This is a genomic window from Taklimakanibacter lacteus (assembly GCA_003576695.1).
Taxonomy (GTDB): domain Bacteria; phylum Pseudomonadota; class Alphaproteobacteria; order Rhizobiales; family Aestuariivirgaceae; genus Taklimakanibacter; species Taklimakanibacter lacteus.
Window position 1 is genome coordinate 17,712 of record QOZQ01000008.1, and the last position, 25,820, is coordinate 43,531.

Below are 25,820 nucleotides of genomic sequence, written 5' to 3' on the forward strand. Positions count from 1 at the left end.
CAGGAGCCTGCCATGTCCAAACTGTATGTCCGCAACTTCTCCATCTCCCTCGACGGCTATGGCGCCGGGCCTGACCAGAGCGTGCAAGACCCACTCGGCGTGAACGGCGAGAACCTGCACAGATGGTTTTTCCCGACCAGGACTTTCCGCGCCATGCTTGGCAAGCAGGATGGCAAAACAGGTATCGATGAGGACTTCGCCAAGCGCGGTTTCGAGAATATCGGCGCCTGGATCCTGGGACGGAACATGTTCGGCCCGGTGCGCGGGCCCTGGCCCGATGAGACCTGGAAAGGCTGGTGGGGCGACAACCCGCCCTATCATGTGCCGGTCTTCGTGCTGACCCATCATGCGCGCCCGCCGGTCGAGATGGAGGGCGGGACGACCTTCCATTTCGTGACCGATGGCATCGAGGAAGCACTGCGCCGGGCGCGGGAGGCCGCCAAAGGCAAGGATGTGCTGGTGGGCGGTGGCGTCGCGACGGTCAGGCAATATCTGAGGGCCCGGCTTGTCGATGAGATGCATCTGGCCATGTCGCCGATGCTGCTGGGCAAGGGCGAAAGCCTCTTTCACGATCTCGATTTGCCGGCTTTGGGATATGCCTTCACCGAGTGGGTCTCGACACCGCTCGCCTCACATATCACCGTGACGAAGCAGGCGTGATCTCGATCCAGGGATGGGCTAAGCAAGTCTCCATCGTTGGGGAAACAGACGAAGGGGACTTGCCGTGACCGTCACCATTCATGCCGCGCCGACATCCGATCTGTCGGCCGCGGAAATCGAGCGCTGGCGCGCCGTGCCGGTTGCCATTGCGGTGGATATCGTGCGCGGCGACGGCCAGATCGATCCGGATATCCGCCCTCTCAACCCGCCGGGCCGGCAGCCGCGCCTCTTCGGGCGCGCGGTGACGGCGCTCTGCGAGCCGCCGGATTTCGGCGCCGTGCTCTTTGCGCTCGAGCAGATGCGTCCCGGCGACGTGCTGATGATCGCCGCCCACGGTCATCGCGAGACCGCCATGATCGGCGAGATCCTCAGTGGCCATTTGCGCGGCCGCAGGATGGCGGGCCTGGTCTGCGACGGCGCCATCCGCGATGTCGCGACCCTGGCGGAATGGTCGGATTTTTCGGTGTTCACGCGCTGGATAACGCCGCGCGGCCCCTCTTCCGCCGAGAAAGGCGCTGTCAACACGCCCGTCATCATGGGCGGCAGGCTGGTGACGCCGGGCGATCTCGTCATCGGCGATGATGATGGCCTCGTGTCGCTGTCGCCCGCGATGGCCCGCGCTCATATCGGCGCCGCCGAGAAGAAGATTGCTCTGGAGGCCAAGTGGACCGCGGCCCTTGCGGCCGGCAAATCGGTCCAGAAGACCTTCGACTTGGCCCCGGCCAAGAAACTCTAATTGGTTTTTTTGCGCAGGATTTTTCGGAAAACCGGTACGATGGCCGGGTCAGGCCCGGCCATGAACTTTTCCGGATCATGCTGTAGTCCAGCGGCGCAGCAGGATGCTGGCATTGACGCCGCCGAAACCGAAGCCGTTCGAGATCGCGTGTTCCATCGCCATCGGCCGCGCGCTGCCGGCGACGAGATCGACGCCTTCCGCCGCGGGATCCGGATTGACGAGGTTGCGCGTGGGCGGCGCCACCTGGTCGCGCAGCGCAAGGATGGTGAAGATCGCTTCCAGTCCTCCCGCGGCGCCGAGCAGATGTCCCGTCGCCGATTTGGTGGCGCTGACCGCGATGCGCCGCGCCTGTCCGAACACCGACTTGATGGCTTCGAGCTCGCCCCTGTCGCCGACCGGCGTCGAGGTCGAATGCGCGTTGAGATGCTGGACCGCATCGGGCGCGAGCCCCGCCTGCTGCAGCGCCGCCGCTATGGCGCGGCGCGCCCCTTCGCCGTCATCGGGTCCCGATGTCATGTGATAGGCATCCGCCGTGGTGCCATAGCCGATGATCTCGGCAATCGGCCTGGCGCCGCGCGCTTGTGCATGCTCGAGCGCCTCGATCACCAGAAGCCCTGCCCCCTCGCCCATGACGAAGCCATCGCGGTCGCGGTCGAAAGGCCGTGACGCCTCTTCGGGCCTGTCATTGAAGCCGGTCGAGAGCGCCCGCGCCGCCGCGAAGCCGCCAAGACTGACGAGATCGATGCAGGCCTCCGCGCCGCCGCACAGCGCGACATCCGCCTCGCCGGCGCGGATCAGCCGCGCCGCATCGCCGATCGCCTGAACGCTCGCCGCGCAGGCAGTGACCGGCGTGCCGAGCGGCCCCTTGAAACCATGGCGTATGCTGACTTGGCCCGCCGCCAGATTGGCGAGGAAGGCCGGGATGGTGAAAGGCGAGAGCCGGCGCACGCCGCGCTGGTCGACGGTGCGCACCGTCTCGACCATGGCGGGGAAGCCGCCGATCCCCGAAGCGATGATGGTGGCGGTGCGCTCCGCCTCATGCGCATTGGCGGGCTGCCACCCGGCCTGCGCGACCGCCTCGGCGGCAGCGAGCAGCGCGAAGAGGATGAAGCGGTCCATCTTGCGATGGTCCTTGGGCGCCGCCGCCCGGTCGGGATCGAAGCCGCCCTGCGCGTCATCGCTTATGGACGGCACGATGCCGGCGACTTTGGCAGGCAACGAGGCGGCCCATTCGGGGAGTGCCCGCAGGCCGGAGCTGCCTTTGAGAAGACGCGACCAGGCAAGCTCGACGCCGCATCCCAGCGGCGAGACCAGGCCAAGACCCGTGACGACAATTCGGCGCATGACGATTATCCTTTTGCGAGGGGAGTATCTGGCCTGAGCGCCCGCAACGAGGCGAGGCGCGCATGCGTCCCCGCCGTGGCGCGCGGCCCGGCAATGAGAATGACGGACGCCGGCGACAGCGGCATCAGGCTTTCGGCATCGACCATCAGGGGCTTCAGCACCCGCGCTGTCGCGCGCTCCGCCATGAGAAACGTTTCCCCCTTGGCGGCGAGATGCCGGTTGCCCCAGGCAAAGATCGCCATCATGACGGGAAAAAGATCGCGGCCCTTGGCGGTCAGCACATATTCATGGCGCGGCGGCCGCGCCTGATAGCGCCGGCGCTCGAACAGGCCCGCCTGCGTCAGATGCGCCAGGCGCCGCGACAGTATGTTGGGCGCTATCCCTAAGCTCTTCTGGAACTCATCGAAGCGCGTGAAGCCCTGGAAGGCATCGCGCAGGATGAGGATGCTCCACCACTCCCCGATGCATTCCAGTGTCCGCGCCACCGGGCACTCGACTCCAAAGGATTTCTTCGGCTGCATGATGCCGGGAGACTAGCCAAGTCACTATCAAAATGCAAGTTACTATCGCGTGGTCTCGGTGCGGAATGCGCGGCTCGCCGCCGCGGCGAATGCCTTGAGCGTCCGGACGCCTGCCCCATCCCGTGCCGCCCCCGACATGCCGCCGAGCGCAATGACCAGGAAATCGGCGAGCTCGTCCGCCTGGCGCGGAAATTCGGTCGCGATGAAGTCGCGGAGTGTCTTGCGGCTGGATTTCTTGAAGCTAGCGATGATGGCGCAGGCTTCGGCATCGGCGCTGTTGCGCGCTCCATCGATGACCAGGCAGCCGGCGATGCCGTCATGCTCGGGATAGATCTTCGCGGCTTCGTGGAGCATGCGCTCGATCACCTCCGTGACCGTGCCGCCCTTGGCCAGTGCCCGTCCGAAGACATTGGCCTCGCCTGCCGCATAGCGCTCGACGGCCTGGCGGAAGAGTCCGGCCTTGCTGCCGAAGGCGGCATAGAAGCTTGGCGGCTTGATGCCGAGCTCGGCGCCGAGCTCGGCCACCCCTACCGCATCGAAGCCGCGGCGATGGAACAGCTTCATGGCGGTATGGATCGCCTCGTCCATATCGAATGAACGCGGCCTGCCGCGTGGTTCCGAATTTTTTGTAGCGGTCACTAAAATAATCCTTGCAGATCTCCCGGTCACCTATATATAGCGACCACTACATAAATTCAAGGAGAACTCAGATGGCCGATTTTTCGGATAAGAATATCCTCATCCTGGGCGGCAGCCGCGGTATTGGCGCCGCCGTCGTCCGCCGCTTCGCCAAGGGCGGAGGCAGGATCGCCTTCACCTATGCGGGCTCCCGGGAGGCGGCGGAAAAGCTTGCCAAAGAGACCGGCACCGAGGCGATCCACGCCGACAGTGCCGATCGCGATGCCCTCGTCGCCACCGTGGCGAGCCGCGGCGCGCTCGACATCCTCGTCATCAATGCCGGTATTGCAGCCATCGGCGACCCCCTCACCATCGAGGCCGATACAGTCGACCGCATGATCGATATCAATGTCCGCGCGCCCTACCACGCCGCCGTCGAAGCGGCGCGCAAGATGAACCCCGATGGCCGCATCATCGTCATCGGCTCGACCAATGGCGATCGCATTCCCTTTGCTGGCGGCTCCGCCTATGCGCTCACCAAATCGGCGATGCAGGGCATGGTGCGCGGCCTCGCCCGCGATTTCGGCCCGCGCGGCATCACCGTCAACAGCGTGCAGCCCGGCCCCACCGACAGCGATATGAACCCGGCCGATGGACCCATGGCCGATCTCATGCACAGCTTCATGGCGATCAAGCGCCATATCCATAGCGACGAGATCGCCGAATATACGGCCTTCCTCGCCGGCCCTCATGGCGCGATGATCACCGGCTCGATGCAGACGATCGACGGCGGCTTCGCCGCCTGAACCTGGCGCGGGCGATCCATCTATCGAGTGTGTCCCGGTCCTGGATCGCCCTCGCCTGCATGATGCGCCTCGTCTTCGATCTGGATGGTCGAATGGGTGATGCCGAAGCTTTCGCGCATCAGCGCCGACGCCTCCGCCAGTATGCGCCGGGAGCCTGCGGCATCGGCCACCACGAGGTGGCAGCTCATGGCATCGAGGCCCGAGGTGATGGTCCAGACATGGAGATCATGCACGGCCTCGACGCCGGCAATGTCCTTGAGCTTGCGCTCGAGAAGACCGATGTCGATATTGGGCGGCGTTCCCTCCATCAATATGTGCACCGCCTGCTTGAGCAGGTTCCAGGTGCGCGGCACGATGAACAGGCCGATGGCGGCGCCGATGAGCGGATCGATGAGCGTCCACTGGGTGAGCATGACAATGAGGGCCGCCAGGATGACGCCGAGCGAGCCCAGCATGTCCGACATGACCTCGAAATAGGCGCCCTTCACATTGAGGCTTTCCTCCGATCCGCCGGCCAGCAATCTCATGCTGATCAGATTGACGGCGAGGCCCACCGCCGCCACCGCGAGCATCGGTAGCCCCAGGATTTCCGGCGGATGGAGGAAGCGCTGATAGGCCTCATAGAGGATATAGGCGGTGAGGAGCAGCAGCACGACTGCATTGGTCAGCGCCGACAGCACTTCCATGCGCACATAGCCATAGGTCTTCTGCGGCGTCGCCGGCCGTTCGGCGAAGCGGATGGCGATGAGCGCCAGGGCCAGGCCGCCCGCATCGGTCAGCATGTGGGCCGCATCGGCAAGAAGCGCCAGACTCCCCGTCCACAGGCCGCCGATCACTTCGACCAGCATGAAGGAGGTGGTCAGGCCGAGCGCCCAGGCGAGCCGGCTCTTGTGCTTTCCAGCCGCGGTTCCGGATGAAGCCGCTGCCCCGTGTAAATGTCCGTGCCCCATGGATCAGTCCCGTTTGCCGCAGCCTACGGAACTATTCCAGCGAGACAAGGTCAATCGAAGATCGTCAGCGGCCCGCAATCATCATCCGCCACGAAGGTCGCCAGCAGCGAGGCAGGCTCGGTCGCGCTGGCATTCTCGGCGAACATATGGATCGTGCCCGGCGGCTCGAACCAGGACTGGCCGACCGTGAAGGTCTCGGCCGGGCCGCCGTTCAATTGCGATCGGACGGCGCCCTTGAGCACAAAAGCCGTGACCGAGCCTGGATGCCGGTGGCGCGGTGAAAAGGCATTGGGGGGAAACTCCACCACCACGGTGGTGATCGATTTGCCCGGCACATTGGGAAGCTTCTCGCAGGAAACCGGCCTGACGATCGTCGCCGGGCGCGCCGCCGCTGCCGTCTCGCCGCTGTTGCTGTGCATGAGGTGATCCATGCCGGAAGTGCCGCCCCAGTTGAGCGCCGCAGCCGACAGCAGAAGGACGCCGAGGCTGGCCAAGCTCAAGCCTGTGAGGTTTCCCCGGTTCGCCTGGCGTATGACTCCATTCATGGTCATGCCCTCACTTTCATCTTCTCTTCGCTCAGGCGAAAATCGGCTCGCCAGCCAAGCCCGTCGATCGCCTTGCGGATGATGACTTCACCCTCCGCCTCAGCGATGTTGAAGATGCCGGGATCGCCGCGATCGAGCGCGCAGAAGGCGGCATGGGCGGCGGCATCGACATGCAGCGGCGAAGCTCCGGCCGGCACGTCCCTTCCCGTATCCGGCCCATAGAGCTGGCCGTAGCGCAGCACGATCCCGGCGAGGTTGCGCGCATTCAGGACCTGTCCTTCGAGCCGCGCAATGCCGCGCAGCGTTGTCGCGCGGCTGCCCTGCGCATCGATATCGAGCGGATCGCTCTCGGCGTAAGGCGGCTGGCCCGGCGCATAGGCCCAGGCGATGCTCTGGGCAATGATGCGGCGGGTCCCGGCGGCGCGGGCCCCGGCCACGAGATTGCGGGTTCCTTCATCGCGGATGCGCGCATTGCGGAGGATCGCCTCATTCATCAAAGCCGGATCGAGGGCTTCGGGCAGATCGGTCAGCTGATGGATCACGATCTGCGGACGCGCGGTGATCATCGCATCGCGCAAGCCATCGGCATTGAAGACATCGACAGCGATATAGAAGGCGCCCATTGCCCGCACGGCATCGCCGGATCGCGGCGTACGTCCTATGCCGGTGACATGATGACCCGCTTCGATGAGGAGTGGAACCAGGCGCCGGCCAATGACGCCTGACGCTCCGGCAAGAAAGATGCGATAACCCATGGACGAATTCCGTTCGCTGGCTCCGAGCCTTGCCCGCGACACTGCGATCATCCGCGCCGCCGGAACAGCTCCAAGACCTGCCGGAAATCCTGCACCATCGTTGTCAGGAGAAATCGCGGATCAGGCGCTTCAACCGGGTGCAGGACAGGTCGAAATGTTTGCCTGTCGCATTGGTCACCCCAAGCAGGAGGCCGCTGCGGCGCAGGTCATCGCGCGCATACCACAGCGACACAGGCCTCGGCGCCATGTCGAGCACAGCCGCGCGCGCCGCGATATCGACATCCCTCGCTCCCGCCGGCAGGCGCAGCAGAACGGCGAGGCCCGCCATGGTCTCAACGGGCGCCGCATCGTTGAACCTCGTCTTCATGACGTCGCGACGCGCGCGATAGAGTTTCTTCATGCGCCGGAGATGGCGAAGATAATGCCCATCGCGGATGAACTCCGCCACCGCACGCTGTGCCGTCGCATTGCTCGCGGGAGAAAGGCACGCCACCGCATCGTGGAATTTGGCCATGAGGGCTGCCGGCACGACCACGAAGCCGAGCCGCAAGGTGGGCGTGATCGTCTTCGAGAAGGTGCCTATGTGGATGACGCGTCCGGAATCGTCCTGTGCGGCGAGCGCCGGCGCAGCGCGCCCCTGCAACTGCAGCTCGCTCAGATAATCGTCCTCGATGATCCACGCGCCGGACAACCTCGCCCAGTCGATCAATTCACGCCGACGCGCAGGAGAAAGCGCCATGCCCAGAGGCGCCTGCTGGCCGGGCGTGACCAGCGCAACCGCCGCATTCCCGGCCGCGGCGATGCCTTCGGTAACGACAATGCCTTCACCATCCACCCGCACCGGAACCGTGCCGACGCCCGCAAGACCAAGCGACTTGCGGCTGACCGGGAATCCGGGATCCTCGATCCAGGCCTTTGCTCCTTTGAGGTCGAGCGTCTGGATGATGAGGTTGAGGGCTGCCGCATATCCGGACGTGATGAAGATCTGTGAAGGCCGGCACTGCACGCCCCGCGCAATGGCGAGATAGGCGGCGATCCCGCGGCGCAGATCCGGCTCGCCGCGCGGATCCGGATAGCTTACCGGCGCCGCGGCGGCCAGGCGCGCCGCGCGCGCCATGAGTCGCGACCAAAGCTTGAACGGAAAGGCGTCCTGAGCGGGCACGCCCATCTGGAAGACCTTGGGCGGCGCGGAGAAACCGGTGAAGAAATCGGCGAGGCTGGCTTCTTCTGGTTCATTGACGCTCTTCTCGCGCGCCGGCAGTTGCTGCGACACATAGGTGCCGGCTGGCCCCGAAGCGGTGATGAGCTGCTCATCGAGCAGCCGCTCATAGGCGGCCCTGACCGTGCCCCGCGCAACGCCGAGCTGGGCCGCCAGGTCATTCCATGACGGCAGTCTTGCGCCGGGCGCCAGCCGCCCTTCCAGGATCGCCGCGCCGATGCCCTGGCTGATCTGCACGGCAAGCGGCAATTTTCCTTTGCGGGAGAGCTCAAACCCGAAAGGGTCTGTCATCACGGCACGATGGTGGTGAACAGATAGACGGCGAAGATCACCAGATGGACGGCGCCCTGAAGCACCGTCGTGCGCCCGGTTCCGAGCGACAGCGTCGCGACCAGCAGTGACAGTGCCAAGAGGACCATGCCCTTGGTGTCGAGACCGAGCACCAGGGTCCAGCCGGTCGCCAGCGCCACCATCGCCACCGCCGGGATGGTGAGCCCGATGGAGGCGAGCGCCGAGCCGAGCGCCAGGTTGAGGCTGGTCTGCAGGCGGTTCACCCGCGCCGCCTTCAGCGCGGCGAGACTCTCGGGCAGGAGCACGATCGCCGCAATGATGATGCCGACCACGGCCTTGGGCGCCCCTGCCGACGTCACCGCCGATTCGATCGTCGGCGACAAGGCCTTTGCCAGAAGCACGACAGCGCCGAGGCAGATGAGAAGCAGAGCCGCGCTCACCAGCGCAACCTTGGTGCTGGGTGGCGCGGCATGGGCCGCCTCGTCATGTGCCGCCTGTCCCTCGGGCAGGAAATAGTCGCGATGCCTGACCGTCTGCACCAGCACGAAGGCAGCGTAGAGAATCAGGGACGCGATCGCGATCATGATGAGCTGGCTCGATGAATAGACGGGGCCGGCGGTTGTTGTCGTCGTATTGGGCAGAATGAGCGTGATCACCGCCATGGCGGCGAGCGTGGCGAGCGCCGCATTGACGCCATAGAGGCCGAAGGCCTGCTCGCCATGCCGGGACCCGCCGGCCAGGAGGCACAGGCCCACCATGCCGTTGAGGATGATCATGATCGCGGCAAAGATCGTGTCGCGGGCCAGCGCCGCCGTCGCATCGCCCCCCGCCAGCATCAGCGACACGATGAGCGCCACTTCGATCACCGTCACGGCGAGCGCCAGCACGAGCGTGCCGAAGGGCTCGCCCACCCGGTGCGCCACCACTTCGGCATGATGCACCGCAGCGAGAACGGCGGCGATCAGCCCGATACCGATCGCCGGGGTGAGCAAGGGGTGCGAGCCTCCCAGGGTAGCGGCAAGCAGAAGCCAGCCGGCAAGCGGGCTGAGCCAGGTCCAGATGGGCAGGTGATCACGCAGCATGATTCGATCGTCCCATTAAAAGGTCGGTCCGGCGAGCGGTCCAGAACAGATTGACATTAATGGAAAAAACCGGCGGATGGCCATTCGCCGGTACCGGAGGCCCCTATCTGCAACCTATGACCCGTTGGCCGGTGGCCCGGCAATCGATCTCAAATCAACGTGATTTTCACGGCCTGCAGGAACGGGCCGCAAAAGCGGCGGGCTTTCTCCGTTCTGCCGCCACAAACTCCGCCGATATGTAACTTGCCCAAAGGGCACAAGAGTCTAGAATTCATCATACGGGGATCGAAACGGCAGGGAACCGCTGGACGGCATGCGGAGCGTTGTTTTTTTGTTGAGCGCCTTGCTTCTGTGCATCGCCACGGAAGCCGGCATCGCCCAGGAAGCCAAGCCCGAGGCTGGAAACGAGCCGCAATTGCGCGTCGAGGCCGGCATGCATACGGCGGTTGCCCGGCATGTGGCGGTGAGCGCCGATGGCAAGCGCATCGTCAGCGCCTCCTATGACAAGACCATCAGGGTGTGGAGCGTGCCGGACGGCAAGCTCGAGAACGTTTTCCGCGTGCCGATCGGCGAGGGCTTCGAAGGATCGGTCTTCGCCATCGCCCTCAGTCCCGACGGCAAGACCATCGCCGCCGGCGGCTGGATGAAGAAGCAGTATGTCTATCTGATCGACGCCACCAATGGCCAGGTGATCCGCACGCTGGGACCCAACAGCGAAGTCACCATGAATCTCGCCTTCTCGCCAGATGGCGACAGGCTGGCAGTGACCTTCGGCCGCAATTTCGGCATGCGCTTCTATGATGTGGCAACGGGCGCGCTCGTCACCGAGGACACCGGCTATTCCGATGACACCAACGGCATCGCCTTCGCCGAGAACGGCACATTCGCCACCGGTTCCTATGACGGTCTTCTGCGCCTCTACGCTCAGGACGGCAGCCTCCTGTCGCAGGTCAAGGCGCCGAGCGGCAAGAAGGTCTTCTCGGTTTCCTTTGCTGCCGGCACCGACAAGGTGGCCATCGGCTATAGCGATGTGCCGAAGGTCGATATCTTCTCGACCAACAATTATGAATGGCTGCCTCAGCCCGATCTCTCCGGTATGGAGAAGGGCGACCTCACGGCTGTTTCCTGGTCGAAGGACGGCGGCACGCTCTATGCCGGCGGCGCGTTCCGCGACGAGACCGGCTGGTACCGCGTCGTGCGCTGGCGCGACCAGGGCATGGGCCAGCGGTCCTTCATTTACAATTCGGCCGATACGGTGCTCGACCTCCAGCCCTTTGGCGCATCGGGCATCGTGGCGGTGGGTGCCCTGCCCCAGATCGCAGTGCTCGACAACAGCCCGAACGACACGCATTCGAAGGAAGCTCCGCTGATGGAGCTGTTCACGCCCATTGCCGGCATGGGTCGCAACGAAAAAGGCGCGATCTCGGTCAGCGCCGATGGCAGCAAGGTGCGCTTCTCCCTCGATGTCGGCGGCAAGCGTCCGGTCCTGTTCGACACGACGACGCTCGAGCTGAAGGATGTGACGGGGATCGCTGACGATCTCATGGGCCCCGATATTACCAGCCGCAAGATCGACAATTGGAATGGCGGGCGCGAAACCAAGGTCGATGACCAGATCCTGGTGGCCGACCCGCATGAGACGAGCTTCAGCGTGGCGCTGTCGCCAGACAAGCAATATGTGGCGCTGGGCACGGCCTGGTATATCCGCCGCTATGATGCGCAAGCCAAGTTCCTGTGGCGCACCGCAATTCCTGGTGTCGCCTGGGGCACCAATATCGCGCAGGACGGCAAGGTCATTGTCGCCGCCGTGGGCGACGGAACCATCCGCTGGTTCAGGGCCGAGGACGGCAAGGAACTCCTCGCCTTGTTCGTCCACAACAAGGACCAGCGCTGGATCCTCTGGACGCCCACCGGCTATTACGCCGCATCGCCGGGCGGCGAGGACCTGATCGGCTGGAATATCAACCGTGCGGAAACGATGGCGCCCGACTTCTTCCCGGCATCTCGCTTGCGCAACACCTATTACCGCCCCGACATCGTCCAGAAGGTCCTTGCAACGCTCGATCCGGAGGAGGCCGTAAAGAGCGCCAATGCCGAAGCCGGACGCCTCGATGAGCAACCGGCATCGGGCGAGCTGACACGTGCCATCCTGCCCGCCGTAGTAGAACTCGCGATGGACAGCAACGAGATCAAAACCGCCACCTCTCCGATCCAGGTTTCTTACCGCGTCCGTTCGCCGAGCGGCGAGCCGATCGAGGGTATCGACATCCTGATCAATGGTCGTCCGCTCGAAGGTCGCGCCGCGATCGCCATCCCCGACGAGGACGAAGTGACGACGCTCGATATTCCGATCCCTTCTCAAAACGTCGAGATCGGACTCATCGCCAGGACAAAGACGGGAGCCAGCGAGGTCAGAATCGTCAAGGTCCTGTGGGATGGCGCTTTTGCGGAGATGCTGAAGCCCAAGCTCTATGCCGTCGTGGTCGGCGTCAGCGATTATGCCAATGCCGACTACAAGCTCAAATATGCCGCTCAGGACGCCAAGGATTTCGCCGACGCGCTGAAGCGCCAGGAAGGCGGCATCTATGGCAAGGTCGACGTGCGCTTGCTGACCGATGTGGACGCCACGCGCGACGACATCGTCGAGGCTCTGGAATGGCTGGAGGGCGAGGTGACCTCCCGGGATGTCGGCATGGTCTTCATGGCCGGGCACGGCGTCACCGACAACAAGCAGCGCTTCTATTATCTGCCCGTCGATGGCGAGATGGAGAGGCTGCGCTCCTCCGCCGTCTCGCGCGACGATCTCCTGGCCACCATGAGCGGCCTTGCCGGAAAGGCGATGATGTTCATCGATGCCTGCCATTCGGCCGCCAGCACGCGCGGCGAGCAGACGCGCAGCGCCGATGCCGATATCACCCAGATCGTGAACGAGCTGTCGAGCGCCGAGAATGGCGTCGTCATGTTCGCGTCATCGACTGGCCGTCAACTGTCGATCGAGAACGACACATGGAAGAACGGTGCTTTCACTGAAGCCTTGATCGAGGGCTTCGGCGGCGGGGCCGACTATGTGAAGGACGGCAAATTGACAATTGCCGAGCTTGATCTATGGCTGTCGGACCGCGTGAAGCAGCTGACCGACAAACGCCAGTCCCCCGTCGTGCGCAAGCCCGACACCATTCCCGATTTCCCCATAGCTTTGGTGCGTTGATCCCATGATGAAGAAGTATCTGCTGGCCGGCACGGCAAGTGCCCTCCTCGCTCTCGCTGCAGCTCAATCGGCAGCTGAAGCGAAGACCCGCATGCTGCTGATCGGCTCCGCCGACTACAACGAAGCCTCCGGCATCCGCGACCTGCTGGGCCCTCGCAACGACGTGTCGATCATGTGGCGCCTGTTCAAATCGCGCGGTGTCGATCCCAGGGACATCACCGTGCTGAGCGACGGCGTGCCGGAGGGAGCCGACTATCCGGTCCTCAATGGCGCCGCCACCATCGCCAATATCAGGACGGCCTTCGACAAGATCGTCGCGGAGACCGGGCCGGAAGACGATTTCGTCTTCTATTATTCGGGTCACGGCACCCGCCAGCCCGACAATGACCCGGCCGCCGAGATCGAGCCGGAGGCCGATGGCTATGACCAGGTCCTCCTGCCGACGGATACCGGCCCCTATGACCCGACCGGGGGCAGCATCCAGAACGCGCTGGTCGATGACGAGCTCGGCCAGAAGCTCGATGCCATCCGGGCCAAGGGCACTTTCGTCTGGGCGATCATCGATTCATGCCATTCGGGCACTGTGACGCGCGGCGACAGCGTGACCCGCTCGATCGATCCCGCCGCTCTCGGCGTGCCTGAGAAGAGTGAAGCGGCCGATGCCGGCGCCACGCGCGGCGGCAGCCGCAAGGGCGCCATCGTCACGAAGAACGAGAATGATCTCGTCGGCTTCTATGCGGTCGATGCCTTCGACGAGGCGATCGAGCGTCCCTTCACCGGCTACAACCTGCCGATGGTCGGCGACGGCAAGACGCAGCGCATGGGCGTCTTCACCAACGCACTGCATCATGCCCTGACCCAGGGCACGGCCCAGACCTTTGCCGACCTGGCGCGCGAGATCTCGGCCGATCTGCAGACCGACCGTTCCGGCGGACGCGTGCCGCAGCCCGTCTTCGACGGCGTGCTCGACCGGCCCATCCCCGGGGCGAATGCCAAGGGCCCCCGGCTCATCACCTCCATCGTGGCAGACGAGGCCATCGCCATCCCGCAGGGCGTCCTGCACGGCTTCGAGCAAGGCTCGCGCGTGGCGCTCTATGCGCCGGGCAAGAGCGATGCGGCGATCGGCAAGGCCGAGATCGTGAGCGCCGAAGCGGCCTCGAGTCAGGCCGGCAACATCATCTGGGAACCGGGTGCCGACAAGATCGCGAAGGGGCCGATCGCCGTGCGCCTGACCGAGCAGGCCGTGAGCTTCCGTTTCGCTGTGTCGCCGCCGCCCAAGGAGGATCTCGCCGATGCGACGCAGGCTGACGAAATAAGCAAGGCCGTCGACATGGCCTTCGGAACGGAGTCGGGGTCCGCCGATATCGGCATTGCCCTGGGCGAGGCCGGCAATCCCGATGGCGATGTCCTGCTCCGGGCGCAGAATGGCCGGCTGTGGATCATGCGTCCCGACCGCCCGCTCGACATGAAGGCCGGCAGCTTCGGCGAGACGCCCAGCATCGAGATCGGCGGCGATCCCAAGGCGCTTGCCGAGAAGATGAAGGAGGCCGTGTGGTCGCTGTCGCGCGCCGAGAAGCTGATCCGCTTTGCCTCCTCGGTCGGCTCGTCCGCGGACGAGAACGCCGATCGGCCCGAGATCACCGCCACCATTCAGCGCAAGGGTGACAAGAGCGCCGATCCCTCGACCGCCTGCGCCAAGCCCAACAAGACGGACCCGGAGAAGCCGCTCGCCGCCTTCTCGCCGCAAGGCGTGGGCAATTGCGACACCGTGCGCTTCAAGATCACCAATGAGACCGACCGGACCTATTATATCGCCGCCTTCTATGTGGATGCGCTGGGCGGGGTGCAGACCATGTCGAGCCAGGACAAGGCGCGTGGATGCGTGCGGACCCTCTATTCCGGCTCGGGCGAGGTCACCTACACGATCCAGATCAACACCTGGGACGCCAAGGCCAAGCGCCCGGCAGCGGTCGGCACCGAGAATGCGGTGATCCTCGCCATTCCGCAGGATGCCTCCAAGATCGCGCCCAGCATGTGCTCGCTGATCCAGCCGACCTTGTCGGCCATGCAGCAGACGCGAAGTGTCGAGGAGAAGTCCGCCACCCGCGGCACCGGTCAGGGCAAGGCCCTCAAGAACCTCTTGGGCGGCATCACGGGCTCCGCCACCCGGGCGGCCACCATGGAGGAAGATGAAAGCGGCGGACCGGTGATGAGCTCGAGCCTGTTCACTTTCGATGTGAGACCGTAAGGCCATATGACGCCAGGCATCCTTCGCCAGATCAAGACGCGCTACAAGACGTGGGATCGCGGCAAGGGCAAGACCGGCCAACTCTTCGTCGACTTGATGTCCGACGACGCCACCTTCCGTTCGATCGGAGGCGGCGTGGAAGCGATGGCGTTCACCCGCTCCTACCGCACCAGGAAGGAAATCAGCGCCTATTTCGAGGGGCTGATACGCGACTGGCAGATGATCTTCTTCAATGTCCGCCTGTTCCTGGTGCAGGGTGACACGATCGCCATCGTCTGCGAATGCGCCTGGAAGCAACGGCACACCGGCAAGACCGTCCACTCGCCCAAGCTCGATATCATCCGCGTGAAGGACGGCAAGATGTGTGATTTCTTCGAGTATTTCGACACGCATCAGGCCTTCGCCGCCTGCGTGCCGGGCGGCGATGTGACCGCGCGCAAGCCGAGGCCGCTCTATAAATGGGGCGGCTCGCGCACCGTGTCGGGCGTGACATCGGCCACGACGGCCAATGTGAAGACGCTCAAGAAGCTCTATGCCCAATGGAACAAAACCAAGGGCGGGACGGCCGACTCCTATGTCCACGTCCTCGCCCCTAATGTCCTGTGGGGCTCGCTCACCGGCGGCGCCGATCCGGTTACCTTCACCAGGACGCGCCTCAGCCGGGAAGAGGTCGCGGATTATTTCCGTGAGCTCGATCAGGCCTTTCGGATGAACTACTACAAGGTGACGGATTATATCGCTGCCGGCCCGTTCGTGCTCGTCCTGGCCGATGTCTCTTTCACCAGCCGCAAGACCGGCAAGACCTTCCGCTCGCCCAAGGCCGATCTCTGGCGCTTCGCCCGCGGCAAAGCCACCGAGTTCTACGAATATTACGACACCGCGCAGGCGATCGCCGCCGCCAGCTAGCGGCATCGGATGACCTGACGGCATTTTTGTTGTAGGATGACACCACTTCACGAGGGGAGAGTGTCATGCCGGCAAATATCGTGAATCAGGTCAGATCGCATTATCGCGCATGGGATCGCGGCAAGGGAACGACAAGCGAGCGCTTCATCCAGATGATGGCCGACGATGGCACTTTCCGCTCGATCGGTGCCGGTGCGCAGCCCATGCTGTTCACCCGCGATCACAGCACCAAGGACAAGGTCCGTGCCTATTTCGATGGTCTCGCCAGGGACTGGGAGATGATCTTCTACAATGTCCACATGTTCCTGGTGCAAGGCGCGACGATCGCGGTCATATGCGAATGCGCCTGGAGGCAGAAGCACACCGGCAAGGTCGTCCACACGCCCAAGCTCGACATCATCCGCCTCAAGCGCGGCAAGATCGCCGATTTCTTCGAGTTCTTCGACAACCACCAGGCCTATGCAGCCTGCAGCCCGGAAGGTGTGTGCACCGTTCCCCAGAAGCCGAAGCCCCTGTTCAAATCGGGCGCCTCGCGCACCGCAACCGGGATGACGGCGGCGGCAAAGGCCAATGTGAAGGCGCTCAGGAAGCTCTATGACCAATGGGACAAGACCAAGGGCGGAAGTGCCGAGGCGATCATGGAGATCCTCGCTCCCAATGTCCTTTGGGGCTCCTTGACGGAAGGCGCCGATCCGGTGGCCTTTTCCAGGCGGCGCAAGAGCCGCGTCGAAGTCGGCGAATATTTTCGCGGGCTGGAACAGGTTTTCCGGATGGAGGGCTACAAGGTCAAGGAATATATCGCCGGCGGTCCCTATATCCTGGTGCTGTCCGATGTCAGCTTCACCAACAAGGCGACCGGCAAGACTTTCCACTCGCCCAAGGCCGATCTCTGGCGTTTCAACCGCGGCAAGGCTACCGAATTCTATGAGTATTTCGATACCGCCGCCGTGATGGCGTCCGTGGCCTGATCACGGACACCACTCACTTCGGCAGCCAGCCTTGCTCCAGGGCCGCGATCAGCTCCATCGTCGTCTTGTCCTGCGGCAGCGCCCGCAGCCGGCGAAGCGCCTCCATCCGCCATGCTCCGTTTTCACGCCCGGCAAGCCAGACGGCGGCGATCGTGCCATTGCTGTCGCGCGCTTTGACCTCGTCCGGCACTTTCGGCGCCGCCTTGCGCAGCTCGAAGGCGACACGCAGCTTCTTCTTGCGCGCATCTGTGACGGTCACCGCGAATTTGCGGCCGGCGATCCTGGCCAGCGGGATCTCGATGTCGCGCGCCTCTTGCCGGGCAGCCTCACCGCCCTGCCCCTGATCGATCCGCACCGAGAACGGCGCCTCGCCGCCCAGCCAGGCCAGATGCAAGGCCCCACCGTCACGCAGCACATAGTTGCGGCCGCGCACCGCCGCCGGCGCCTTGATCTCATCGCCTCCCTTCGACACGAGGACGGAAAAGCCATTATCGTCGCTGTCGCCCGCCAGGATGGCGGCGATCTGCTCGATGATGCTGAAGCCGTCATCGCCGCTCGTCATTTCTCCGGTGATGTCCTTGCGCATGAGCTTGCCGGAGACGACCAGATTGCCTTCCCGGGCGAGGCTCAGCGTGATCCGGCTCGCCTCTTCGCGGATGAAGACGGCGTCATCGTCATAAAGCGGCATCAGGAGCTTGGGTGCGAGCTCGGTTCCGTTGCGCACCACGACGGTTCCCTTGTCGGCATCGGCGCCCTTCAGCTCATAGGCCATGATATAGCCGGCCGGGCGCGCATCCTCGGCGATGGCGAAACCTGCCGACAGGTTCAGGACGGCGAGGAAGAGCAGGACGCGCAGCAGCACGATGATACTCCTCAATGCGGTTTGAGTATGGAGCGCCAGCCTTTGCCGTGGCTCCAGTCATAGATGACGCCCGCCGACGAATCGATGAACTTGTGCAGGACGAACAGCGTGATGGTCACCGCGATGATGCGGATGGCGGCGTCGAACCCGAACATGCGCGACAGGATCAGCGCCGCCGCCACCGTGGCGACGCCCGCAAAGAGTGCGGCCGGCGCCAGCTGGAACTTGTAAGAGAAGAAAGCCAGCAGCCCGAATATGCCGATGGCGATCAGAAGCTCGGTAAGAGGCGATGCCTCCGGCATGTCGGCCATGGCCGAGGCGGCGGCAATGGAATTGGCGAGAATGACGGTACCGGGCTGCGAACCGAGCGGCGTCGCATAGATGTCGTGCGAATTGCCATGGGTGACGCCGATCACCACGATGCGGTCCTTGAAGGCCTCCGGATGGATTTCGCCAGTGGCGCTGGCCTGCGTCCCATCGAAGCCGACCAATGCCGACGCCGATATCTGCTTGAACACGGGAACCTGGGCCCCCTTGTAGGCGACCGTCTTCGCGGTCGCCTCGTCGGTCTCGGCGTTGAACATATACTGGATGGCCACGTCCGAAGAGGCGCGATGCGGCCACAGCGCCGGCTGGGCGTCGAGGCGCTTGCAGCGCCGGTCCACTTGCGCCGCGAGGAACTTGCCGAGATCGGCCGAGCGATCGCCTTGCGCATCGAAACGCGCCGCCACCACGAGCGCCGGCGAGGGATAGCTGACCCCTTCCGCTCCCTCGCAGATGGTCTGCCACAGCCGGAGCCGGCGCACGATGCGATCGGCCGACAGCGGCGTCAGGACGCTCACCCAGATGGCCTTTCCGGATTGAGCGAAGGCGCCGTCATAAGGTGTCGGGTTGGCGGCCGCCGGTCCTGGCCCGGCCTGGTCCTCACTCACGCCGCCGGCGCGGAAGCTGCGCACGAACATCAAGGGCAGCGTGGTCACGGTGGAGTTGGAGATCGCCTGGACGAGTTGCGGATCGGCCATCGTCGCCGTGTTCTCCGATGCCAGATCGATATCGACGACGATGCCGGTTGCCCCGCCCGCTTCGGCAGTACGGATGAGCTGCGCCAGGGCGGCGTGAGGCGTGATCGGCGGATTTCCCCATCGCAGCATGGTTTCGTCGTCGATCTTGATCAGGGTGACCGGCACCGAGTTCTCCGCCGCCCCCGAAAGGGCCGCCGATATCTCGATGATGCGATCGGTTTCGGTGAGACTCTTATAGGCTGCGGTAATGCTCTTGCCGCCGCCCAGCAAGATGAGCACCGCCACGAGAACCGCCGTGATGATCGCCCAGATCCACCGCGGCCAGCTCCCCGGGCTCCATGGCGTCATCCGTCGGCGGGTGACCATTTGCCATCCTCAACTGCAAGCCAGACCAGCCGAATGAAAAGCCGGCCGATCATCAAATTCAATCCTCTTCGGCCGGAGCATCTTTCGTGCCGGGACGATCGAAGAACGCCTTGACGGCATCGAACATGACGCCCTTGGTGCCCGCATCACCGCCCTTGTTCCAGATCGCTTCGAACTTTTCCCTGTTCTTCTTGAACGCCGCGATCCGCGACGCCGGATCAGCCGGATACATGAGGGCGAGCAGAGCCCGGTCGCCGGCCGAAACCCGTGTGCTCTCCCTTGCCACGAAGCATTTGCTCTTGGCGCCCTTTCTGTAGAAATCCGCCGGGAACTGATAGAGCATCACCGATTTCCTGTCGAACTTCGTCAGCTGAAGGTCTTCGCCGGAGGCCTGACGGAGATTCCAGTCGATGGTTTCCTTGGTCCAGTTGTTCGGCGGGCCTTGCAGGTAGCTGTAGACGCGTTTCCAATTGTACTCGTCATCGCAGCCACCCTTTGGGTTCTGGTGCTCATGCTCGATGCCGAGCGCATGGCCGAATTCATGCCGGACAGTGCCCTTCCCGTAGTCGGAGAGCTGGGTGATCCCGAGATAGCCGCCGAGATTGAGCGACGGTTCGTTTTGCGCGGCAAAGACGACGCTGTTCTGGCCTATATGCGACCAGTAGCCGTCCTTGCTGAAAGATACGCGGATCTGCATTTCGGCGCCGCTGCCGTCCGGCTGGCAGCTGCGCCGCTTGCCGGGCTTGCCGAAATCGAGCCTGATCGAAGTGGTTTCGGCGGCCCATTCGCTGGCGGCATTGGCCACTGCATCGCGCAGGGCCTGACTGCCCTCGAAGAAGCACACGCGCAGCTTGGGATAATTCGGCCCCCAGAGCGTGGTGTTGCGATAGATGCCCTTGGCCTGCTCCGAATCGTCAAGCTTCTCGAGCGCCTGCTGATACTGCAGCATGCGCTTGACATATTCCGCCGGAAGCCCGTCGCGCGCCAGCAACCGCTCCTTCTCCGTCGCCGACGCACCGCCTGCCGCCGACAGCGCGATCACCGCCGCGACCAACCATTTAGAGAAAGCTGACGCCGTCATTCACCCGTTCTCCCGCGATGAAGTTGAAGGCAGAAATTCGAGAATTCAGTTGCCCCACACAAACGGGCCGGCGGTTTCCCGCCGGCCCTTCACATCGCCAAGCCGATCAATCCTCTTCGGCCGGAGCGTCCTTGGTGCCAGGGCGATCGAAGAAGGCCTTGACGGCGTCGAACATCACGCCCTTGGTGCCGGCGTCACCACCGTCCTTGTTCCAGATCGCCTCGAACTTGTCCTTGTTCTCCTTGAAGTTCTCGAGGCGCGAGGCCGCGTTGGCCGGATACATGGCGGCGGCCAGAGCACGGTCGCCGCCCGAGATCTGCGAATTCGGCGCCGGCACGAAGCACTTGCTCTTGGCGCCTTTCTTGTAGAAATCGGACGGGAACTGGTAGAGCATGACCGAGTTCTTGTCGAACTTGGTCATCTGCAGATCCTCGCCCGAGGCCTGCCTGAGGTTCCAGTCGATCGTCTCCTTGGTCCAGTTGTTCGGCGGGCCTTCCAGATACTGGTAGATCAGTTTCCAGTTATATTCGTTGTCACAGCCGCCCTTGGGATTCTGGTGCTCATGCTCGATGCCGAGCGCATGGCCGAATTCATGGCGGATGGTGCCGATCTCATAATCGGAGAGCTGGTCCGGCGACACATTCATGAAGCCGCCGAGATTGAGGGACGGATCCTTCTGCTCGACGAACACCACGCTGTTCTGGCCGACCTGCGACCAGTAGCCTTCCTGGCTGAAGGACACACGGATCTGCATTTCATTACCGTTCCCGGGCTGGCAGGTGCGCCGCTTGCCGGGCTTGCCGAAATCGAGCCGGATCGAATTGTCTTCCGCCATCCACTCCTTGGCGACATTGGCCACCACCTCGCGCAGGGCCTGGCTGCCTTCGAAGAAGCAGACACGCAGCTTGGGATAGTTGGGCCCCCACAGCGAGCTGTTGCGGAAGATGCCCTTCGCCTGCTCGGAATCATCGAGCTTGTCGAGCGCCGCCTGGTACTGCTTGATGCGCTTGATGTATTTTTCCGGGAGGCCGTCGCGCGCCAGCAGCGGATTCTTCTCCGCCGCGACCGCACCTGTTGCCGCCGCAGCGGCAATCACCGACGCGAACATCCATTTTGAAACGCCTAACGCCGTCATGCACTCAGTCTCCTTCGGTTGGACTCGATCACATTTCAAATAAAGTCTGGTTGCCGTCATCAGGGTTGCGCGGCAAGTCGGTAATCATCCAGTGATTCCAGCGAGTTCGAGAGGACCGGTCCCAATGCCCCGGGGATCGGGCATCCCATATGGTAGCCAGCGCCACGGGTCCGCTTACCCTGGCCAGCCTCAAGACCGACATGCATTACTCCCTGTAGGAACTCCCCCCGGACCAGGCGAATCTAGCACAGGGGGCCATCGCGTTAAAATAGTTATCGCAGCGGAAGGTGGTAAAACTGCGATGACAACGCGTCAAATTCGGGCGAGTTCATGGCGCCGAGCACCGGCCCTTCGCCGGCATCTTTGATTGTCGGCAAAAAGGGAGCAACATGAACCGGCGAGGAAATGGAGCGACATTCCGTGGATATCCGCGATATCGATTCCTGCCTGCCGTCCAGGCTTCACCCTTTCAGTCGCCAGGTGCTCGAGATTTACCTTATGGGCCACATGACGACCGAGGAGTTCCGGCGCTGGTTCCATATGCCGAACTCGGACTATCTGATGCTGGGCGACTGTATCGCACAGAAGGTCGACCCGAATTACATTCCCGAAGCCAAACTGCCGCCGTCGATCACCTTGCGGACCAAACCGCTTTAAGCGCCGGTCACTTGCCGCCGAAATAGGCCCGCATGACGTCGCGAGCCGCCTGGCGCTTGCTCTTGCCGGCCTTGTCGGCGATCTCCTGAAAGGCGGCTTTCTTCTTCCGGAAGGCCTCGGCCCGCTTTGCCCCCTTGGCGGGATAAAGGCCGGCCATTGCGGCATGATCGCCCGCCGAGACATCCCGATTATATTGCTTGATGAAACAGGGGCTGGCCGCCCCTTTTACAAAGAACTTCTCGGGATAGGGCTCGAGCATGACGGATTTCGCATCGAACTCGCTGGCGACCAGATCGGGCCCCGACTGCATGATGATGGCAGGTATCGGTATTATCCAGGTCAACGGCCCGTCCAGACCACTCCCCTGGGCCTCGATGTACTTCCAGTCGAACTCCTCTTGGCAGCGGCCATTCGCCAGCAGCTGCTCATGCAGCAGCCCCAAAGCGTGACCGAAGCTATGCAGGATGATGGCGCGCTCATTGCCCTGACCGAGCTTGGCGGGCTCCATCCTGTCAAAGCCCTCGAGATTGAGCGACGGTTCATTCTGGCCGGCGAGGACAACCGCGTTCTGGCCGGTATGCGACCAGTAGCCGGGAGCGTCATAGGAAATGCGGATCTGGTTCTCGCGCGTGCCGGCGGAGCATTTCCGCGGCTTATGCTCATTGCCGAAATCGAGCTTGAGACCGACATCGCGGGTGATCCACTCACCCGCCACCTTGGCGATAGCGGCATTCGTTTCCGGTGAGCCGCCGAAGAAACAGACCCTGAGCTTTGCATAGCTTGGCGGCCATACCATCAGCTGCGAGTAGAGGCTGCGCGCAGCATCGGAATTATCCAGGGAATTCAATCTTTTTTGCTGCTCTGCCAGACGGCTGAGCTGGGCCTTCGGCGGCCCGCCGGTCCCGACATGGCCGCCATCGCCCCACGCCTGCCCCGCCAGAAACACTGCAACTGCCATTGCGGCGGCGGATATCCGCGCCAGCCTCAAACCAGACATGCCGTACTCCGTGTTGAATTGCCGGGATAAATCTAACACGCTGAAAAACAGTGCAAAACAAACTTATCGCAGCGGAAGATGGTGAATCTGCGCTGGCAAGGCGTTCTTTCCATGCCGGGACGCCCCTAAAGCGATCTTCCGTGCGCCAACGGGACCTGTTATCGGTTCGTCCCTGCAGTTTTTAAGTCCGTCGGAGAATTCATGGATATCAAGCCGGATGTCATCGCCGCGATCGGCAACACCCCCCTGATCAAGCTGAAGAAGGCCTCCGAGCTGACCGGCTGCACCATTCTCGGCAAGGCCGAATTCATGAATCCCGGCCAGTCGGTGAAGGACCGGGCCGCGCTCTTCATCATCAATGACGCGATCGCCCGGGGCGAGTTGCGCCCAGGCGGCACCATCGTCGAAGGCACGGCCGGCAATACCGGCATCGGCCTCGCCGTCGTCGCCAATGCAATGGGCTTCAAGACTGTGATCGTCATTCCGGTGACCCAGAGCCAGGAGAAAAAGGACACGCTGCGCCTGCTCGGCGCCGAGCTGGTAGAGGTCCCCGCCGTCGCCTACAAGAATCCTAACAACTATGTGAAATATTCCGGCCGTCTTGCCCAAGCCCTGGCCAAGACCACCCCCGAAGGCGCCATCTGGGCGAACCAGTTCGACAACATCGCCAACCGCCGAGCCCATGTCGAGACCACGGCGCCGGAAATCTGGCAGCAGACCGATGGCAGGATCGATGGCTTTGTTTCCGCCGTCGGATCGGGCGGCACGCTGGGCGGCGTGAGCGACGGCCTCAAGGCCAGGAACAAGAACATCCGTATCGCCCTTGCCGATCCCTTAGGCGCGGCGCTCTACAGCTATTACAAGACCGGCGAGCTCAAGGCGGAAGGCTCCTCCATCACCGAAGGCATCGGCCAGGGCCGCATCACCAAGAATATCGAGGGCGCCAAGGTCGACGACGCTTTCCAGATTCCGGATACGGAGGCGATCCCGATCGTCTTCGATCTCCTGAAGGAGGAAGGCCTGTGTCTCGGCGGCTCGACCGGCATCAATGTCGCCGGCGCCATCCGCCTCGCCAGGCAGATGGGACCCGGCCACACGATCGTGACGCTGCTGTGCGACTATGGCACGCGCTACCAGTCCAAACTGTTCAACCCCGAATTCCTACGCGAGAAGGGCCTGCCGGTTCCGGACTGGCTCGAGGAGCATGTGCCGAGCGTGCCGGGCGTGTTCGAAGACGTGACGGCCTGATGACTGCCCTCCTCTTTCGCGACGACGCCTATCGCCAGTCCTGCGAAGCCAAGGTCATCGGCATCAATGAGCGCGGCGGCATCATCCTCGACCAGACGGTGTTCTACCCGACGGCCGGCGGGCAGCCGGGCGACAAGGGCACCCTTGTCGTCGATGGCTCGCCCATCGCGATCGCCACGACCGTCTATGACGAGACGAAGAACGCCGTGCATGTGCCGGCCGCACCCGTGACGCTCGCGCCCGGGACATCGGTCTCGGCCGAGCTCGATTGGGCGAACCGCTTCCGCAACATGCGCTGCCATTCGCTGATGCATCTGCTCTGCGCCGCCGTGCCCTTTCCGGTGACGGGAAGCGCCCTCACCGAGGATGGCGGGCGCATCGATTTCGACATCCCGGAAGGCCACATACCGATCAAGGATGAGCTGGCGGCGAAGATCAACGGCTGGATCAGCGAGGATCACCCGATCACGACGCGCTGGATCGCCGAAGAGGAGCTCGACGCCAATCCCTCGCTCGTCCGCACCCTGTGGGTCAAGCCGCCGCGCGGCTCGGGACGTATCCGCCTCGTCGCGATCGGCGAGAATGATTCCGTCGACCTGCAGCCCTGCGGCGGCACGCATCTGAGATCGACCGGCGCCATCGGCCCCGTCGTCGTCGCCAAGATCGAGAACAAGGGCAAGATGAACCGCCGCATAAGGCTTGCCTTCGCGAGCTGATATCCATCGGAGTGATCATGTCGCCTTATGTCGTATCCACCGAGTGGCTGGCCGAGCGTCTCGCGGCCCCCGATATCGCGATCATCGACGCGTCCTGGCATCTGCCGGCGGCGAAACGCGACGCCAAGGCCGAATTCCAGGCGGCGCGCATTCCCGGCGCCCGGTTCTTCGACATCGATGACATTTCCGATACCGCCACAACGCTTCCCCATATGCTGCCGAGTGCCGAAAAATTCGCTTCCCGCATGCGCAGGCTCGGCATCGGCGACGGCAAGAAAGTGATCGCCTATGACACCGCCGGGCTCTTCTCGGCGGCGCGCGCCTGGTGGATGTTCCGCGTCTTCGGCCATGACGACGTCGCGGTGCTCGACGGCGGATTTCCCAAATGGAAGGCCGAAGGCCGGCCGATCGATGAGGATCCGCCCGGCAAGCCGCAGGAGCGGCATTTCTCCGCCCGCTTCCAGTCGATGATGGTGCGCGACAAGGCGGAGATGCTGGCCAACCTCAAGACCGGCAAGAGCCAGGTTGCCGATGCGCGCTCTCCCGGCCGCTTCACCGGCCAGGAGCCTGAGCCCCGTCCCGGCGTGCGGTCCGGCCACATTCCGGGCGCGAACAATGTCCACTATGCGACCTTGCTCAAGCCCGACGGCACGCTGAAATCAGTGGATGCCATCGCCAAGGCCTTCGCCGACGCCGGCATCGACGTGAAGCAGCCGGTCATCACCTCCTGCGGCTCAGGCGTAACGGCAGCGATACTGAGCCTCGGCCTCACTTTGATCGGCGCCAGGGATCATGCGCTCTATGACGGCTCATGGAGCGAATGGGGCGCTGCCGCCGACACGCCGGTCGAGACCGGCACCGCCAAACCTCGTTGAATGT

At 63.7% G+C, this 25,820-nt stretch carries 24 protein-coding genes; 11 read left to right on the plus strand and 13 right to left on the minus strand.

The genetic code is table 11. The features are described 5' to 3' along the window. Nucleotides 1-12: 12 nt before the first annotated feature. Nucleotides 13-660 carry a dihydrofolate reductase family protein gene (locus tag DT068_RS16670; RefSeq protein WP_119391008.1) on the plus strand — a complete coding sequence of 216 codons (648 nt, stop codon included), beginning with the start codon at nucleotides 13-15 and terminating at the stop codon, nucleotides 658-660. A 64-nt stretch (nucleotides 661-724) separates the two neighbouring features. Beyond that, the gene (locus tag DT068_RS16675) at nucleotides 725-1,396 is read left to right on the plus strand and encodes an RraA family protein (RefSeq protein WP_119391009.1); all 672 of its coding nucleotides are present in this window, start codon (nucleotides 725-727) and stop codon (nucleotides 1,394-1,396) included. 75 nt (nucleotides 1,397-1,471) lie between these two features. On the opposite strand, the gene fabF is transcribed toward DT068_RS16675, so the two are convergent. Genes fabF through DT068_RS16690 form a run of 3 tightly spaced genes read right to left on the minus strand, consistent with a single transcriptional unit; the run spans nucleotide 1,472 to nucleotide 3,900 of the window. After that, nucleotides 1,472-2,740 (minus strand): beta-ketoacyl-ACP synthase II, encoded by a 1,269-nt coding sequence (gene fabF / locus DT068_RS16680; RefSeq protein ID WP_119391010.1) that lies wholly within the window; start codon nucleotides 2,738-2,740, stop codon nucleotides 1,472-1,474. Between the two features lie 5 nt (nucleotides 2,741-2,745). After that, a complete protein-coding gene (locus tag DT068_RS16685; RefSeq protein WP_119391011.1) occupies nucleotides 2,746-3,261 on the minus strand; it encodes a winged helix-turn-helix transcriptional regulator in 516 nt (171 codons plus the stop codon). Between the two features lie 42 nt (nucleotides 3,262-3,303). Continuing rightward, nucleotides 3,304-3,900: a TetR/AcrR family transcriptional regulator gene (locus tag DT068_RS16690; RefSeq protein ID WP_368904780.1), complete on the minus strand. Its 597-nt coding sequence runs from the start codon at nucleotides 3,898-3,900 to the stop codon at nucleotides 3,304-3,306. 71 nt (nucleotides 3,901-3,971) lie between these two features. On the opposite strand from DT068_RS16690, the gene bdcA reads away from it, so the two are divergent. Beyond that, on the plus strand, nucleotides 3,972-4,685 hold the full coding sequence (gene bdcA, locus DT068_RS16695) for an SDR family oxidoreductase (protein ID WP_119391013.1): 714 nt from the start codon (nucleotides 3,972-3,974) through the stop codon (nucleotides 4,683-4,685). A 20-nt stretch (nucleotides 4,686-4,705) separates the two neighbouring features. Here the strand turns inward: bdcA and DT068_RS16700 are convergent, their stop codons facing one another. The 5 genes from DT068_RS16700 to DT068_RS16720 all read right to left on the minus strand — a co-directional run bounded on the left by DT068_RS16700 (nucleotide 4,706) and on the right by DT068_RS16720 (nucleotide 9,527). Next, nucleotides 4,706-5,635: a cation diffusion facilitator family transporter gene (locus DT068_RS16700; protein WP_119391014.1), complete on the minus strand. Its 930-nt coding sequence runs from the start codon at nucleotides 5,633-5,635 to the stop codon at nucleotides 4,706-4,708. Nucleotides 5,636-5,685: 50 nt separating this feature from the next. Further along, nucleotides 5,686-6,135: a cupin domain-containing protein gene (locus DT068_RS16705; RefSeq protein WP_368904781.1), complete on the minus strand. Its 450-nt coding sequence runs from the start codon at nucleotides 6,133-6,135 to the stop codon at nucleotides 5,686-5,688. A 47-nt stretch (nucleotides 6,136-6,182) separates the two neighbouring features. After that, nucleotides 6,183-6,935, minus strand: coding sequence for an NAD-dependent epimerase/dehydratase family protein (locus DT068_RS16710; RefSeq protein ID WP_119391015.1), 753 nt, complete (start codon nucleotides 6,933-6,935; stop codon nucleotides 6,183-6,185). A gap of 103 nt (nucleotides 6,936-7,038) precedes the next feature. Beyond that, complete coding sequence (pdxR, locus tag DT068_RS16715) at nucleotides 7,039-8,445, minus strand: MocR-like pyridoxine biosynthesis transcription factor PdxR (protein ID WP_119391016.1); 1,407 nt, start codon at nucleotides 8,443-8,445, stop codon at nucleotides 7,039-7,041. Continuing rightward, nucleotides 8,445-9,527: a calcium:cation antiporter gene (locus DT068_RS16720; protein WP_119391017.1), complete on the minus strand. Its 1,083-nt coding sequence runs from the start codon at nucleotides 9,525-9,527 to the stop codon at nucleotides 8,445-8,447. Before DT068_RS16720 ends, pdxR begins: the two co-directional genes overlap by 1 nt. A 334-nt stretch (nucleotides 9,528-9,861) precedes the next feature. Here DT068_RS16720 and DT068_RS16725 point away from each other — a divergent pair, with 334 nt between their 5' ends. The 4 genes from DT068_RS16725 (at nucleotide 9,862) to DT068_RS16740 (ending at nucleotide 16,857) form a co-directional block, all read left to right on the plus strand. Further along, a complete protein-coding gene (locus DT068_RS16725) occupies nucleotides 9,862-12,735 on the plus strand; it encodes a caspase family protein (RefSeq protein ID WP_162914252.1) in 2,874 nt (957 codons plus the stop codon). Nucleotides 12,736-12,739: 4 nt separating this feature from the next. Next, nucleotides 12,740-14,983 carry a caspase family protein gene (locus DT068_RS16730; protein ID WP_119391019.1) on the plus strand — a complete coding sequence of 748 codons (2,244 nt, stop codon included), beginning with the start codon at nucleotides 12,740-12,742 and terminating at the stop codon, nucleotides 14,981-14,983. A gap of 6 nt (nucleotides 14,984-14,989) precedes the next feature. Further along, nucleotides 14,990-15,889, plus strand: a complete 900-nt coding sequence (locus DT068_RS16735; RefSeq protein ID WP_119391020.1) for a nuclear transport factor 2 family protein — start codon at nucleotides 14,990-14,992, stop codon at nucleotides 15,887-15,889. Nucleotides 15,890-15,954: 65 nt separating this feature from the next. Then, on the plus strand, nucleotides 15,955-16,857 hold the full coding sequence (locus DT068_RS16740) for a nuclear transport factor 2 family protein (RefSeq protein ID WP_119391021.1): 903 nt from the start codon (nucleotides 15,955-15,957) through the stop codon (nucleotides 16,855-16,857). A 13-nt stretch (nucleotides 16,858-16,870) separates the two neighbouring features. On the opposite strand, the gene DT068_RS16745 is transcribed toward DT068_RS16740, so the two are convergent. The 4 genes from DT068_RS16745 to DT068_RS16760 form a co-directional block, all read right to left on the minus strand. After that, on the minus strand, nucleotides 16,871-17,719 hold the full coding sequence (locus DT068_RS16745; protein ID WP_119391022.1) for a hypothetical protein: 849 nt from the start codon (nucleotides 17,717-17,719) through the stop codon (nucleotides 16,871-16,873). Nucleotides 17,720-17,730: 11 nt separating this feature from the next. Beyond that, a complete protein-coding gene (locus DT068_RS16750; RefSeq protein WP_119391023.1) occupies nucleotides 17,731-19,107 on the minus strand; it encodes a CHASE2 domain-containing protein in 1,377 nt (458 codons plus the stop codon). A gap of 58 nt (nucleotides 19,108-19,165) precedes the next feature. Beyond that, nucleotides 19,166-20,188: a zinc metalloprotease gene (locus DT068_RS16755; RefSeq protein WP_162914253.1), complete on the minus strand. Its 1,023-nt coding sequence runs from the start codon at nucleotides 20,186-20,188 to the stop codon at nucleotides 19,166-19,168. 106 nt (nucleotides 20,189-20,294) lie between these two features. Then, the gene (locus tag DT068_RS16760) at nucleotides 20,295-21,323 is read right to left on the minus strand and encodes a zinc metalloprotease (RefSeq protein ID WP_162914254.1); all 1,029 of its coding nucleotides are present in this window, start codon (nucleotides 21,321-21,323) and stop codon (nucleotides 20,295-20,297) included. Between the two features lie 420 nt (nucleotides 21,324-21,743). Between DT068_RS16760 and DT068_RS16765 the strand changes: the two genes are divergently transcribed. Next, complete coding sequence (locus DT068_RS16765; RefSeq protein ID WP_162914255.1) at nucleotides 21,744-21,980, plus strand: hypothetical protein; 237 nt, start codon at nucleotides 21,744-21,746, stop codon at nucleotides 21,978-21,980. Nucleotides 21,981-21,987: 7 nt separating this feature from the next. On the opposite strand, the gene DT068_RS16770 is transcribed toward DT068_RS16765, so the two are convergent. Next, a complete protein-coding gene (locus tag DT068_RS16770) occupies nucleotides 21,988-22,977 on the minus strand; it encodes a zinc metalloprotease (RefSeq protein ID WP_162914256.1) in 990 nt (329 codons plus the stop codon). A gap of 201 nt (nucleotides 22,978-23,178) precedes the next feature. Here DT068_RS16770 and DT068_RS16775 point away from each other — a divergent pair, with 201 nt between their 5' ends. Genes DT068_RS16775 through sseA form a run of 3 tightly spaced genes read left to right on the plus strand, consistent with a single transcriptional unit; the run spans nucleotide 23,179 to nucleotide 25,816 of the window. Next, nucleotides 23,179-24,225 carry a cysteine synthase A gene (locus tag DT068_RS16775; protein ID WP_119391028.1) on the plus strand — a complete coding sequence of 349 codons (1,047 nt, stop codon included), beginning with the start codon at nucleotides 23,179-23,181 and terminating at the stop codon, nucleotides 24,223-24,225. Continuing rightward, a complete protein-coding gene (locus DT068_RS16780) occupies nucleotides 24,225-24,941 on the plus strand; it encodes an alanyl-tRNA editing protein (protein ID WP_119391029.1) in 717 nt (238 codons plus the stop codon). Before DT068_RS16775 ends, DT068_RS16780 begins: the two co-directional genes overlap by 1 nt. A gap of 17 nt (nucleotides 24,942-24,958) precedes the next feature. Continuing rightward, the gene (gene sseA / locus DT068_RS16785) at nucleotides 24,959-25,816 is read left to right on the plus strand and encodes a 3-mercaptopyruvate sulfurtransferase (protein WP_119391293.1); all 858 of its coding nucleotides are present in this window, start codon (nucleotides 24,959-24,961) and stop codon (nucleotides 25,814-25,816) included. Nucleotides 25,817-25,820: the final 4 nt, after the last annotated feature.

What these genes read in the sequence shown, in the direction of transcription:
- DT068_RS16775 (WP_119391028.1), top strand. Translation starts at nt 23,179, where the DNA reads ATGGATATCAAGCCGGATGTCATCGCCGCGATCGGCAACACCCCCCTG.
- DT068_RS16755 (WP_162914253.1), bottom strand. Translation starts at nt 20,188, where the DNA reads ATGACGGCGTCAGCTTTCTCTAAATGGTTGGTCGCGGCGGTGATCGCG.
- DT068_RS16760 (WP_162914254.1), bottom strand. Translation starts at nt 21,323, where the DNA reads ATGACGGCGTTAGGCGTTTCAAAATGGATGTTCGCGTCGGTGATTGCC.
- DT068_RS16740 (WP_119391021.1), top strand. Translation starts at nt 15,955, where the DNA reads ATGCCGGCAAATATCGTGAATCAGGTCAGATCGCATTATCGCGCATGG.
- bdcA (WP_119391013.1), top strand. Translation starts at nt 3,972, where the DNA reads ATGGCCGATTTTTCGGATAAGAATATCCTCATCCTGGGCGGCAGCCGC.
- DT068_RS16700 (WP_119391014.1), bottom strand. Translation starts at nt 5,635, where the DNA reads ATGGGGCACGGACATTTACACGGGGCAGCGGCTTCATCCGGAACCGCG.
- sseA (WP_119391293.1), top strand. Translation starts at nt 24,959, where the DNA reads ATGTCGCCTTATGTCGTATCCACCGAGTGGCTGGCCGAGCGTCTCGCG.
- DT068_RS16770 (WP_162914256.1), bottom strand. Translation starts at nt 22,977, where the DNA reads ATGTCTGGTTTGAGGCTGGCGCGGATATCCGCCGCCGCAATGGCAGTT.
- DT068_RS16780 (WP_119391029.1), top strand. Translation starts at nt 24,225, where the DNA reads ATGACTGCCCTCCTCTTTCGCGACGACGCCTATCGCCAGTCCTGCGAA.
- DT068_RS16750 (WP_119391023.1), bottom strand. Translation starts at nt 19,107, where the DNA reads ATGGTCACCCGCCGACGGATGACGCCATGGAGCCCGGGGAGCTGGCCG.
- DT068_RS16710 (WP_119391015.1), bottom strand. Translation starts at nt 6,935, where the DNA reads ATGGGTTATCGCATCTTTCTTGCCGGAGCGTCAGGCGTCATTGGCCGG.
- DT068_RS16720 (WP_119391017.1), bottom strand. Translation starts at nt 9,527, where the DNA reads ATGCTGCGTGATCACCTGCCCATCTGGACCTGGCTCAGCCCGCTTGCC.
- DT068_RS16735 (WP_119391020.1), top strand. Translation starts at nt 14,990, where the DNA reads ATGACGCCAGGCATCCTTCGCCAGATCAAGACGCGCTACAAGACGTGG.
- pdxR (WP_119391016.1), bottom strand. Translation starts at nt 8,445, where the DNA reads ATGACAGACCCTTTCGGGTTTGAGCTCTCCCGCAAAGGAAAATTGCCG.
- DT068_RS16730 (WP_119391019.1), top strand. Translation starts at nt 12,740, where the DNA reads ATGATGAAGAAGTATCTGCTGGCCGGCACGGCAAGTGCCCTCCTCGCT.
- DT068_RS16670 (WP_119391008.1), top strand. Translation starts at nt 13, where the DNA reads ATGTCCAAACTGTATGTCCGCAACTTCTCCATCTCCCTCGACGGCTAT.
- fabF (WP_119391010.1), bottom strand. Translation starts at nt 2,740, where the DNA reads ATGCGCCGAATTGTCGTCACGGGTCTTGGCCTGGTCTCGCCGCTGGGA.
- DT068_RS16685 (WP_119391011.1), bottom strand. Translation starts at nt 3,261, where the DNA reads ATGCAGCCGAAGAAATCCTTTGGAGTCGAGTGCCCGGTGGCGCGGACA.